Annotated in this window: 3 protein-coding genes; 1 reads left to right on the top strand and 2 read right to left on the bottom strand. The window is 65.8% G+C overall.

What is annotated here, in order from left to right; translation table 11 throughout:
- Positions 1–90 precede the first annotated feature (90 nt).
- Together FJ967_RS13345 and FJ967_RS13340 are read right to left on the bottom strand one after the other, a co-directional pair.
- Positions 91–6,144 (bottom strand): translocation/assembly module TamB domain-containing protein, encoded by a 6,054-nt coding sequence (locus tag FJ967_RS13345; RefSeq protein WP_140732272.1) that lies wholly within the window; start codon positions 6,142–6,144, stop codon positions 91–93.
- Positions 6,145–6,146: 2 nt separating this feature from the next.
- A complete protein-coding gene (locus tag FJ967_RS13340; RefSeq protein ID WP_140732270.1) occupies positions 6,147–8,075 on the bottom strand; it encodes an autotransporter assembly complex family protein in 1,929 nt (642 codons plus the stop codon).
- A 280-nt stretch (positions 8,076–8,355) separates the two neighbouring features.
- On the opposite strand from FJ967_RS13340, the gene FJ967_RS13335 reads away from it, so the two are divergent.
- Positions 8,356–13,836: an alpha-2-macroglobulin family protein gene (locus tag FJ967_RS13335; protein WP_140732268.1), complete on the top strand. Its 5,481-nt coding sequence runs from the start codon at positions 8,356–8,358 to the stop codon at positions 13,834–13,836.
- The last annotated feature ends 99 nt before the right edge of the window (positions 13,837–13,935 follow it).

Here is a 13,935-nt window from a genome sequence, read left to right as displayed (position 1 = left end):
CAGATTTCGCCAATCTCTTCGGGCGATTAAACTGAGACATTTACACTGGTTAGGACAGCGCCAGTTTCGGTCAGCACGAGGGCCAGGCCCTCAATATTCCTTCTCGTAGAAGATGCCACCCTTGGCCTCGCCGGCATCGGTCGCCTCACCGCGCAACTTGACGCCGCGCCCGACATTGAGGTCGATGGTCGCCTTGCCGGAGCCCGGTTTGTCGCCTTTCTGGATCGTCACATAGGTGCGGTCGTTGAGGTATTTGCCGGCCGAGACGGCCGTGCCGCCCTGGTCGTCGGTGGTGACGTCGAGATCGTCGACGCCGATGGCGCTGCGCAGGTTTTCGAGCAGCGACGTCGAACCGCCGACGCCGGCCAATTGCGCGGCTGCCTCCGCCAGTTGCGCGATCTGCAGCGGCGACAGGTTCGACATCGAGCGGCCGAAGATCAATTGCGCCAGCACCTCGTCCTCTGGCAGCGCCGGCACCGATGAGAAGGTGAATTTCGGATTGGTCGCCTCACCCGACACCACGATGGTGACCGTGGCGCCGGTCGTGGTCGTCGTTGCCGTCAGGTTGAGGTAAGGCACCAGCGACCCCGAAAACCCGACCGTACCCTCGGTGAAGGTCAGCCGCTTGCCGAGGATCGACAGCCGGCCGCGCTGCAAGGTGAAGGTGCCGACGGCTTGCGGCGACGAGGCCGGGCCTGTCAGCCTGAGCGAACCGCCGAGTTCGGCGTCGACGCCCCGGCCCTGGATAAAGATCTGGTTCGGCGCGTTGACGGTGACATCGAGCGCGAGGCCGCTGCCGCCGCCCTTGCCTGATGTCGTTGCCGGACGCAACGCCTTGTCCTGCGCCCTGACCGGCCCCGGCGCATTCTTGTGCTTGACGTCGAGCGCCGACAGCGAACCGGGCAGTTTGTCGGGAACCGTGATGACTGTCTTGGCGAGGTTGACCGTGCCGGCAATCGCCGGTGCCGAGACAAGCGGACCCTTGATCGTCAGGTCGCCGCCGAGGTTGGCGGTGACCACGCGTCCATCCGTGTAGCGGCCATCGGTAAGCTTGATTGACAGGTCGGCCGGAAACCCTTGCGCCGGATTGATGCCGACCGTGCCGCTGGCCGACAGGCTGCCGCGCGTCGACAGCGTACCGGTCAACCGGTTTATCCGGGCAACGCCATTGCCGATCGAGACGTCGGCCGCGATATCGTTGACGGCAAGGCCGGAGCGCGCGTCGACCAGCCGCGCGCCCGAGGTTTTGACGCTGCCGCCGATGACGGGCGATGTCGCCGGACCGCGGACCTGGACGTTGACGCTGGCGGTACCAGTCAGCGACAGGCCTTGCGCGGCAAGCTTGTCGGCGAGCAGGCCGAACGGCACCGCGCCGTTGAAGTCGAGCACCAGCGCCGGCGTGCCGGCCGTCGTCACCGAACCGCCGCCCTTCAGCCCAAGCCCGGCCCCATCGCTGACATTGGCATCGAAGGTCAGCTTGTTGCCGGCAAAGGTGCCCGACGAGGATACGCTCACCGCGCCGACGCCCGCGCCACGGGTTTGCGAGGTCTGCACGCCGGCCGCGTCTATCTTGAAGGCGACGTTGGGGTTCGTCGGCGCGCCCGTCACCTTCACGGTGCCGGAGATGGACCCGGCGGCATCGAGCCCGGGCGAGAAGCTGTTGGCGAGCGACATCGGCACGCGCGCCAGCACGGCGTTGATGTCGAGCGCCTGCCCGACCTTGCCGGTGACCGTCGCGGTGCCGCCGCCCAGGTTGAGCACCAGCCTGTCCAGGCTTGTCGTGCCGTTGGCGATGCTGACGGTCGAGGCCTGGGCGATGGCCGCCTTGATGCCCTGGACGGTCGCCTGCCCCGAAGCGAGCTCGATGGTGGTGGTGCCGCCGGCCACCTTGACGCGTCCGGCGGCCCTGGCCGGAATGCCCTTGACCGTGGCGCCGCCGGAAAAGCCGGTCCAGTCGCCGTCGCGCTTGAGGTCGACGTCGATGCCGCTGATCACGGTGCCGCCCGAGGTGATGGTATCGGCGCGCACTTTCCCGGAGATCACCGGCGCCGCCAGATAGTTGGCGATCAGCGCGTCGACCGAGACGGCCTTGGCCTGGAGGTCGCCACGCACGATCGAGCCGGTTGCCGCCTTGACGATGACCTGGGGTACGCCGCCGTTCTTCGAGAACGCAATGGTGCCGCGCACGTCGCCCTCGGCCTTCTCCAGCGCCAGCGCGGCCAGCGGCCCGATATCGGGCAGATCGAGCGAGATCGTGCCTTCGGGCTCGAATTTGTCGTCCAGCGCCAGGTCGCCGGATATCCTGTTCTTGCCGAGCGAAAGGAGCAGGCCGTTGATGGCGCTCCTGCCGTCCGCCGTCGCCAGCACGGCGCTGCCTTGCAGCGGCTGTCCCGCGACATTGCCGGTCAGCTGCACATTGGCCGCCGGATTGGCGGCGTCCGCCTTGCCGCTGGCGGTGAGCTTCAGCCCGGTAATCTCGCGCTCGGCCACGACAAGGCGATCGCTGTTGACCGTCAGCGACAAATCGGGCGCCATGGCCGGCCCTTGCGCGTTCAGCGCGAAGGCAATCGCGCCCCTGGCGTCCTTCGACAGCGGCGAGATGTCGGCAAGGGCGCCGCTAATGTCGGCGGCCACCTTGTTGTCGGCAAGGCTCGCCTGCCCCTGTGCGGTCAGTCCTCCAGAGACCAGCTTCAGCCCATCGACACTGATACTGCCGTTGGGGTCGCGTTTCAGCGCGGCGCTTATCCGCGCGCGTTCGCCAAGCATGCCGCGCGCCGCCGCCGGCAAGGCCGAGGCTGGCGCGTCCGCATTCAGCTTGAGATCGATGGCACCGTCACGCAACGACACCTGGCCGGCGACCTGGCTGCTCAGCGCATCGCTTTTCAGCGAGCCGCTGTCGATGGCGACAGCGTCGGCGCTCAGACGCGCGTTGAGGGCGGCCGTCACCTTGCCGGCGATGAGCGGCGCAATCGTGGGATTGTCGAGCCCGACCTTGTCCACGGACATCGTTCCGGAAACGGCCCCGGCGCGATTCGCGAGATCGAACGCGTCCGAATGCAGCGCCAGGGTCAGCCCGTCCACCTTGGCCGGGCTGGTGGTGACGGAGGGCAGGATCGCGGAAAGGTCCAGCCGGGCACGCGTGCTTTCGCCGGCAATCTTGGCCGATACCGACCTGACCTCGATCTTGACCGGGCTCTCGGCGCTTCCGACCGTCAACGGCAGGCTGGGGCCGGACGAGGTCAGGTCGATGGCGAAATCGCTGGTCCCGTTCGGATTGATGGTGCCGGTGGCCTGGCCGGAAACCTTGTCGCCGGAAAGCGTCGCATGGTCGAGGGCGACGCCGCCGGCAATCGTGTAGCTGCCGGCCGCATCGATGGCGAGTTGTCCGAGCCCTGCCTGCCTGGTCTGGCTGGTCTCGGCACCGGTCAGTTTCGCGTTGAACCTTATGTCGGGAGCGGCCGGCGCTCCGCTTACTTCGGCGATACCGTCAAGCGTTCCAGCGGCATCCAGGCCAGGCGAAAACGCATTGGCAAGGGCGGCGGGCAAAGCGGAGACCTGCGCCGTAAGATCGAGCGTCTCGCCGGCACTGCCCGACAGCGCCACCCGGCCGCCGCCAATGTCGAGCGCCAGCTTGTCGATGTTGGCCGTGCCGTTGGCGATGGTCAAAGCCGACGGTTCGGCAATCGCCGCCTTGATGCCGCGAATGGTGGCTTCGCCCGAACCGATCTCGACGCTCGTGGTGCCCCCGGCGATCTTCACTCGGCCGGCAGCGGTCGCCGGAATGCCCGCGATCGTGGCGCCGCCGGTGAAATCGGTCCAGTCGCCGTCGCGCTTGAGATCGACGCCGATGCCGCCGATCTCGGTGCTTCCGGACGTGACCGCATCGGCCTTGATGGTGCCCGAGATCGCCGGCGCCTTGAGATAATTGGCGATCAGCGCGTTGATGGCGATCGCCTTCGCCGTCACCTCGCCGCGCGCGACCGACGTGCTCCTGGCGTCGATGGCAATGGAAGGCGCGTCGCCGTCCTTGGCGAACTGGATGGTGCCGTTGATGTCGCCGGTCACCGCCTGACCGGCAAGTGCGGCCAGCTGGTCGATCGCCGGTGCGGCGAGCGTCAGCGTGCCGAGCGGCATGAACTTGTCGTCCAGCGTCAGGTCGCCCGAGACCTTGTTGTCGCCGAGCGAGACCAGGAAGCCGTTGATCGAGCGCTTGCCTTCGCTGGTCACCAGGGCCGCCTTGATATCGAGCGGCTGCTCGTTGACGGCGCCGGTCAGCGAGACGTTGGCGGAAGGGCTTGTTATATCGGCCTTGCCGCTGGCGGAGAGCTTGATCGCCTTCACCGTGCGGCCTGAAGCGGTCAGGCTGTCGCTGTCGGCGCTGACGGTGAAATCCGGCGCCGTGATCGCGCCGGTCGCCGACAGCGCGAAATCGACGCCGCCTGCAACCGGCACGCCGACCGTCGGCGACAACACCGAAACGTCGCCCAGCTTGCCTTTGATGTCGGCCTGGATGTCCGTGCCTTGCATGCTGGCCGTGCCGCTGGCGCTGAGCGATCCCGAAGTGAGTTCGATCGAGTTCGCGGCGAAAGACCCCTGCGGATCGCGCGATGCCGTGGCCGAGAATTTCACCCGCCCGCCGAGCACCGAGGCGATCTGCTGCGGGAATGCGGTCGCCACGGCGTCGGCATTCATCTTGAGTTGCATCGACATGTCGGCCAGCGCCACGGTCGCCGTCAGCGACGCATTGAGCGCGTCGGAGCGCAGCGTACCCTGATCGATGGCGATGGCGTCCTTGCTGACCGAGCCGGCCAGATCGACATCGACCTTGCCGGTGATCAGCGGCGCCAACGTCGCGACGTCGCTTTTCAGGCCGCCCGCCTCCAGCTTGACCGTAACCGGCCCGGCGCGATTCTGGATATCGAAACCATCGGAATGGATTTGCGCCGCCAGATCGTCGAGCCGCGTGCCGCCGGCGACGATCGAAACGAAGGAGGCGCCAATGTCGACGATCGGCGCCTTGCCATCGCCGAAGGCGCGCGCGGTGGCGTTCTTGATCGCCAGCGTGATCGGCTGTGCCTTGCTGCCGACGCTGATCACCACGGGCGGGCCCTTGGCGGCGAGTTCGATCGAGAGATCGCTGGCCCCGGCGGGATCGGCGATCCCTTTGGCCGTGCCATGCACGGCATCGCTTTCGATGCTGGCGCGATCGACACTGATGCCGCCGGCGGTGGTTGCCGTGCCTGCGACATCGAAGCTGGTCCTGCCGGCAAACAAAGGCTTCAGATTTTCAGGCAGGAAGCGCGCGAAATCGCCGTCGCCCTTCGCCTCGACATGGTTGCCCTTGTCGGTGAGCTGGTGGCGGCCGGTAAGCTGGGTGACGATCTGGTGGTCGACGAGGAAGGTGCCGACACCGCTCCAGTTGGCAAGCGGCCCACTGCCCGAGACCACGATATCGACCGGTGGTGCATCCGGCAGCTTGAGCAGGTTGGCGATGATGCCGCCGGCCGGCTCCGACGCCTTGAGGTCGAGGTCCAGCTTGTTGTCGGCGGGTGCGAAATGGATCTTGGCATCGACATTGCCCTGTTTGCCGTCGTGGCGGCTGATGTCGAGCGTCGTCTCGACCGCCAGCGGTGCGGCGTCGGCCTTGAGCATTCCCTTGGCCGCGAGCTCGGCGATGCCGCTGCCGGCCAGTTGCTCGCCAAGCGCGATTTCCGGCAGGTCGATCTGCCTGATGTCGATGGAGACCGGCAGCGTCGTCGTGCCGCCCTGCGCCGGCGGCTGCGAACCGGCCACCGGCAGGCGCGCCAGTTCGATGCGCCCGGCGGCGATACGGTCGGCACTGAAGCTTTTCGACAGCAGCGCCGTCGGCGACCAGTCGACGGCGACTTTTCGCGCCACCAGCCAGGCGCCCTCGCGGTCCTCCAGCACGACATGGTCGACGCTGAGATTACCCGACCAGATGCCGTCGATGCCGCTGACGGTGACCTTGCGGTCGTCGCTGGAGGCGAGCCGCGAAACGATCCCGGCGAGATTGTCGCGCCCGCGCTCGGTCTTGGTCAGCACGATCAACGCGCCAATGGCGCCCGCGACCACGATCAGCAGCGTGTAGAGGACAATGCGAAGGATGCGCCAGACCATCTTCATTGTCAGAACGCCTGGCCAATGCCGGCATAGATGCCGAAACGCGGATCACCAGGGTCGCGGTTGAGCGGCACCGCGGCGTCGATGCGCAGCGGGCCGAACGGCGTGACATAGCGCAGGCCGACGCCGGCGCCGACCTTCACATCCGAGAAATTGGGAACCGACTTGGTCGACACTGTGCCGGCGTCGACGAACGGCACGATGCCGATCGTGTCGGTGACGGCGATGCGCATCTCGACCGAGGTCTCGAAGAAGGAAAGGCCGCCGATCGGCTGGCCGGTGAAGTCCTTGGGGCCGATGCCCTGATAGGCATAGCCGCGCACCGAGCCGCCGCCGCCGGAATAGAAGCGCCGGTCGGCCGGCACGTTCTCGAGCCCCGTGCCGACGATCGAGCCGGCCGCGACGCGCTCGGCCAGCACGAATTTCGAGGCAGTGTCCAGCGACTGATAGGCCGATCCCTCGCCCTTCAGCTTGAGGAAGGCGGCACCGCTCAATATGTCGTAGCTCGGCTCGGCATAAGCGAGAACACGGAAACCACTGGTCGGATTGAGCCGGTTGTCCCTGTTATCGTAGACATATTGCAGCGGAATGCTGGCGATCAGGTATTTGTGCTTGCCGAAGGCGTCGTGGATGCGTGAGTAGTCGAGCGCCACTTCCGCCGACACGGTCTGCTTCTTGTCGAGTTCATAGGAGAGGCCGGTGCTGCCCTTGACCGAGAAATGGTCGTAGGCGTCCGGATGCTCCAGCACCGTCTTGACGCTGGCGAAGAACTTCGACGCCGGCCCGATCACGCCGGGTTTCTCGAACATGATGCCGGCATTGTAGTTGAGTTCGGACAGATTGTTGCTGCCGATGCCGCTTATGGCGCCGTCGATGCGCAGCTTTTCGGCGTGGCCGAACAGGTTGCGATGCCCCCAATAGCCTTCCAGGCCAAGGCCTTCGGTGTTGGAAAATGTGGCGCCCGCTCCGAAATAGCGCGGCTTGCGCTCGCTGACCTGGACGCCGATCGGGATGTTGCCGTCGGCATCGAGCTTGTCGGCTTCCTTGAACGTTACGCTGTTGAACACCTCGAGCGCCAGCAGTCTGTCGCGCGCGTCGCTGATCTCCTGCGGTGAATATTGCCGGCCGCGCTTCAGCCCGGTCATGTATTCGGTGAAGTCGCGGTCGACCTTCTCGGTGCCTTCCACCGTGGTCGCGCCATAGCCCGCCACCGGCCCGGCCGCGACTGTCAGCGTCACGTCGAGTGTCGAACTGGCGTGGTCGGCGACGATCTGACGGTCGGTCACCTTGGCCAGCGGCCTGCCTTGCTCCTTCAGCGTCCGCACGATCAACGCCTCGGCCTTCAGGACTGCGCCCGATCCGGCGTCGCCACCCGCAATCAGCCCATAATCGGCGCTCATCAGCCCCGCCGCGTCGCCCTCCAGCCGGATGTTGCCGAGGGTGAATTTGGGGCCGGCGGCAATGTCGATCGCGACCGGGATCGGCTGCGGTCCCTTGAACTCGGCGTCCGGCGGCAATTCGTCGAGCGGCTTGCCGTCGATGGTAATGGTGACGACGCCTTCATAGCGGGCATCGGCATAAAGCGCCGCGACCAGTTGCTCGCGGTCGCCGCGCGCCTTGGCCATCAGCCCGAGCGAGCCCGAGACCGGCCGGTCCTCGTCGCCCTTCAGCGCCGAAGCGTTTTCGAGCTTCTTGACGAGGTCCTTGTCGGCGTCGGGTGCCGAGATGGTGACCGTGTAGCGCAGCGGATCGACAATGTCGGCGTCGTCGTTGTCGGACGACCCCCAAAGCTTGATGCCGAAAAGCTCGAACGCGGCCGCGTGCCTCGATTCGCAGAGCAGCACGGTCGAGCACATCATGGCAAAAAGCAGGGCGCGCGGAAGGACGCGCCCTGGCGCTTTCCCTCCTGACATCTGCTTTTCATGCGCCGGCATTAAGACAACCTAGTTCCTAAACCTAAAATTGGAATGAAGTTCTGAAGCGCTCGTAAAGGGGCCACAATCCAATTGTCTGAAATAGGACGGGCTTGGAATTCACACCTTCTGCGTCGTCGCAAGAAAGCGTGATCCCCTGTCCTATGGAGGTTACTGTTCGCATACCGGCACTTGGCCGGAAAATAAACCGTTGGCAGGCGGCACCTGCCGCGTTCGCGCGTTGACAAGCCCGGCTGAAGCTTGAACATGCCCGGACGTTTGCACTTGTCTGGAGGGTGTTATGGCAATGCGCGCGGCTCGTGGTCTGTCGGTTCTCGTCCTTCTCTTCTTCGCCTGGAGCGGTGTCGCGCAATCGGCCGAAGCCCGGCGAATCGCAACGACGGACAATTCCGATTATTTCGGCTTCGACCTCAGGTCCGACCAGAATGTAACGCTCGACCAGTGCAAGACGACATGTCTTGGCGATCCGGCCTGCCGCGCCTTCACCTACAATACCAAGGCAAAATGGTGCTTTCTCAAATCCGACTATAACCAGTTGAAAACCTTCAATGGCGCCGTCGCCGGCAAGATCGTCAACATAGACGGCGACCCCGACATCGGCGCGCCGCCGGAACTCGCCTTTTTCCCCAACTGGATGGCCGACCAGGCCCAGCAATACCGCAACAAGCTGCTTGGCCCGGCCTTCGACAAGCCGACCGAGGGCATGGCGGCGCTGCTTTCTGCGGCCGAGCAGGCCGTGCTGACCGGCGACCACCGCTCCGCCATGCAGAAATACGAATCCGCCGTCTCGGTGCTGCCCGACGACGGCCAGCTCTGGCTCAACCTGGCGCGCGAAACGCTGGCCGTGCAGCCGGCGGCCAACACCACCGAAGCCTCTACCTTGCCGATGAACGGCACCTCGGCGGCCTTCAACGCCTACAAGCTTTTGCGCACCACCAAGACGCGTGCCGAAGTGCTGGCGCTGCTCGGCAACGGCCTCGACAAGCGCGATCTCTACCGGCCGGCGCTGCAGGCCTATGAGGCCAGCCTTGCCCTGGAAAGCTCGCCCGCGGTCCAGGCCGACTATGCCGATCTCAAGGCCCGCAAGGGGTTCCGCGTCATCGATCATTCCGTCGATGCCGACACCAGCGCGCCGCGCATCTGCGCGCAATTCTCCGAGGATCTGGTCAAGACCGGCGTCGACTACGCGCAGTTCGTGACTGTCGACAATGCGCCGCCCAAGGGCGTCGAGGCCAAGGACAAGCAGATCTGCGTCGAAGGGCTCGAACACGGCCAGCATTATGACGTCACTTTCCGGGCGGGCCTGCCGGCCGCGATCGGCGAAGTGACCGCCGCCCCGACCGTGCTGTCGATCTACGTGCAGGACCGTGCTCCGTCCGCCCGCTTCACCGGTGACAGCTTCGTGCTGCCGGCCGGTGCGCGCCGCGGCATCCCGGTCGTCACCGTCAACATGAATGCCGCCGAGATGAAGCTCTACCGGATCGGCGACCGCTCGCTGGCGCAGCTTCTGTCGGGTTACCAGTTCCTGCACCAGCTCGATGGCTATGACATCTCCAACATTTCCGAGCAGATGGGCGAGCCGGTCTGGAAGGGTCAGCTCGACATCGTCAACGACCTCAACAAGGAAGTCACCACATCGTTCCCGGTCGACGAAGCGTTGCCGCAGCGCAAACCCGGCGTCTATGTGCTGACCGCGCAGTCCGTCAACGACAAGAGCGACGACTACGGTTCGATGGCCACGCAGTGGTTCGTCGTCTCCGACATCGGCCTGTCGACCTATACCGGCCAGGACGGGCTCAATGTCTTTGCCCGCTCGCTGGGCTCCGCCAAGCCGATTGCCGGCGCCGAACTGACGCTGGTTGCCAGGAACAACGAGGTTCTCGGCACCGCGACGTCGGATGCCGACGGCCACGCGGTCTTCAATCCCGGCCTGACGCGCGGCGATGGCGGCATGGTGCCGGCCGTGCTGATGGCCAAGCAGGGCGACAATGATTTCGTCTTCCTCGACATGGCCAAGGCCGGCTTCGACCTGTCCGACCGCGGCGTCACCGGACGCGCCGCGCCCGGCGCGCTCGACGTCTATGCCTGGACGGAGCGCGGCATCTACCGCGCCGGCGAGGACGTCCATGTCGCAGCACTCGCCCGCGACGGCGCGGCCAAGGCGGTCGACAACCTGCCGCTCACCTTCATCTTCTCGCGCCCCGATGGCGTCGAGGACCGTCGCATCGTCAGCGACGGCGTATCGGCCGGCGGCCACGCCGTCGACCTGGCGCTCGAACCCAACGCCATGCGCGGAACATGGTCGGTGTCGATCTACACCGATCCCAAGCAGCCGGCGGTTGCCAGCCAGATGTTCCTGGTCGAGGACTTCGTGCCGGATCGCATCGAATTCGACATGAAGGCCGACAAGCAGGAGATTGCGCGCGGCGAAACCGCCAACATCAACATTGACGGGCGCTTCCTTTACGGCGCGCCGGCGGCCGGCCTGGCGCTGGAGGGCGAGTTGACGCTGTCGACGTCGCGCGACTGGGACCGTTTCCCCAACTTTTCCTTCGGCCTCGCCGACGAGCAGTCGGCCGAGCCCACGGTCACGCCGCTCACCGGCCTGCCGCTGGTAGGCGATGACGGCAAGGCGACCTTCCCTGTCACCGTCGACCAGTTGCCCTCGACCACCAAGCTGGTCAACGGCAAGGTGACGGTGCGTATGCGCGAAACCGGCGGCCGCGCCATCGAGCGCTCGCTCAACATTGGCATCCGCCCGCAAGGCCATATGATCGGCATCCGTCCCGATTTCGCCGATGACGAGGTGCCGCAGGGCGGCACGGCCAAGTTCAGCCTGATCGCCGTCGATCCCGACGGCAAGCGCGAGGCGCTGAAAGGCGCGCAATGGTCGCTGGTCAAGGTCGAGCGCAATTATCAGTGGTACCGCTCCAACAACTCGTGGAACTACGAGCCGGTGACCTTGACCAAGTCGATCGCCAACGGCCAGATCGACCTCGGCGCCGATGGCGATGCCACGGTCTCTGTCCCCGTCGACTGGGGCCAGTACCGGTTCGAAGTCGAGACGGCGGACCCCGAGGGACCGGCGACCAGCTATGAGTTCGACGCCGGCTGGTATGTCGCCTCGACCACCACCGAAACGCCCGACGGCCTGGAGATTGCCCTGGACAAGGACAACTATGCCGCCGGCGAAGTGGCCAAGCTCAAGGTCTCGCCGCATTTTGCCGGCGAACTTCTGATCAATATCGGCTCCGACAAGCTCTTGAAGACCATCACGGCGACCGTGCCGGCCGGCGGCAGCACCGTCGACATTCCGGTCGGCGACGACTGGGGCGCCGGCGCCTATGTCACGGCAACCCTGTTCCGGCCGGGCGACGCGCAGGAAAGCCGTATGCCGGCTCGCGCCATCGGCGTGAAATGGCTGACGGTCGACCCGGGTGCCAAGAAGCTTGCCGTTACGCTCACGCCGCCGGAAAAGACCATGCCGCGCCAGCAGCTGTCGATCCCGGTTTCCGTGGCCGGCGTGCAGCCGGGCACCAACGCCTATGTCACGGTCGCGGCGGTCGATGTCGGTATCCTCAACCTGACCAACTACAAGGCGCCGGATCCGGAGAACTGGTTCTTCGGCCAGCGCATGCTGGGCATGGAGATCCGCGACATCTACGGCCGCCTGATCGACGGCTCGCTGGGCACCACCGGCAAGCTCAGGACCGGCGGTGATGGCGCCAACATGCAGACGCAAGGCAGCCCGCCCACCGAAAAGCTGGTCGCCTTCTTCTCCGGTATCGTCCAGCTCGACGCCGACGGCAAGGCGCGGATCGACTTCGACATTCCGCAGTTCAACGGCACCGTGCGCGTCATGGCCGTCGCCTGGACCAAGGAAGCGGTCGGCCATGCCCAGTCGGACGTCATCGTGCGTGATCCCGTGGTGATCACCGCCGGCCTGCCGCGCTTCCTGGCACCTGGCGACAACGCCGTCATGCGCCTCGACGTGGCCGACACCGACGGCCCGGCCGGCGACTATGCGCTGTCGATCGACACGACCGGCGACCTGTCGACCGGCGACAAGCCCCTGCCCCAGAAGCTGACGCTCGCCCAGGGCAAGCGCCAGACGCTGACCGTGCCGCTGATCGCAAGGACGCCGGGCAATGCCTCGCTGACCATCAAGCTTGCGCATGCCGACGGCACCAAGGTCGAGCAGACGCTCTACGTTCCGGTGCGCCCGGCGCAATTGCCGGTCACCACGCGCCTTGTGGTCGACCTCAAGGGCAATGGCGGCGCGCTGCGCGTCGACAAGGAACTCTTGGCTGCCAGCCTGCTCGACGGCGCTTCGGTCTCGGTCGGCGTTTCGCAGGCGGCTGCCTTCGACGTGCCTTCGCTGCTGATGACCCTCGATCGCTATCCCTATGGTTGCGCCGAGCAGACCACCAGCCGCGCCATGCCGCTTCTCTACGTCAACGAGATGGCGTCAGGGATCGGCATGGAAAGCGATCCGGACCTGCATGGCCGCATCCAGGATGCGATCTACAAGGTCCTGAGCTACCAGTCCTCGAGCGGCAGCTTCGGCCTGTGGGGTCCCGGCTCCGGCGATCTGTGGCTCGACGCCTATGTCAGCGAATTCCTGACCAGGGCGCGCGAGCAGAAATACGACGTGCCGAGCCTGGCCATGAACCAGGCCCTCAACAACCTGCAGAACTCGCTCGGCTACGACCAGAGCGTACAGGACCGCGGCAGCGAGATCGCCTACGCCCTCTACGTGCTGGCCCGCAACAAGAAGGCCTCGATCGGCGATCTGCGCTATTACGCGGACACCCAGCTCGAAGCCTTCTCGAGCCCGATGGCCGTCGCCCAGCTGGCGGCGAGCCTGGCGCTCTACGGCGACACGCAGCGCTCGGAGGCGACGTTCAAGACCGCGCTGCAGCTCGCCAAGTCGCAAACCGACTACGACTGGTACCGCTCCGACTACGGCTCGGCGCTGCGCGACGGCGCCGCGATGCTGTCGCTGGCGGCGGAATCGAAACCGGTCTCGACGATCGTGCCGGAACTGATCAAGCTCGTGACCAGGGAACGCGCGGAAGTCCGCTGGACCAGCACCCAGGACGATTCCTGGATGCTGCTGGCGGCCCGTGCGCTGAAGGAGGGCAATGACTCCATCACGCTGACCGTCAATGGCGCGCCGCATTCGGGCGGCTATTCCAACCAGGTCAACGGGTCCGAGCTGGTTGACAGCCCGCTCGAAATCGCCAACACCGGCAAGACTCCGCTGCAGGCCGTCGTCACCACGGTGGCTTCGCCGATCCAGCCACTGCCTGCCGGCGGCGACGGCTTCACCATCGAGCGCACCTACTACAAGCTCGACGGCACCGAGGCCAACGTGACGGAAGCAACGCAGAACGAACGCTATGTCGTCGTGCTCAAAGTCACGGAACAGAACAGCTGGCCGTCGCGCCTGCTGGTCACCGACCTTCTGCCGGCCGGCTTCGAGATCGACAATCCGGGCCTGGTTTCCAGCGCCCAGTTGACGAACTTCTCCTGGCTGGCACAGACCGACGCCGCGCATCTGGAATTCCGCGACGACCGTTTCGTGGCGGCGTTCAACCCGGCCGATGGCGACCATGACCACAATCTGACGCTCGCCTATGTCGTGCGCGCCGTGACGCCGGGCACCTACGCCCATCCGGCAGCGACGGTGGAGGACATGTACCGGCCGCAGTTTTCGGCTCGCACCGCCACCGGCATGATGGAAATCAAGGCGCCGTAAGGTGCCGATGGTAGCGATCATGCAAACGGCGATTGCGCTCACGACAGTTTCCTTCTCCCCGGCCGGGGAGAAGGAAATGGCTGCGGTATAAGGGGCATC

The organism is Mesorhizobium sp. B2-3-4 (assembly GCF_006442315.1).
In the GTDB taxonomy this organism is placed as follows: domain Bacteria; phylum Pseudomonadota; class Alphaproteobacteria; order Rhizobiales; family Rhizobiaceae; genus Mesorhizobium.
Note: the sequence above shows the minus strand (reverse complement) of the source record. Positions and strands in the feature narration are given on the sequence as shown.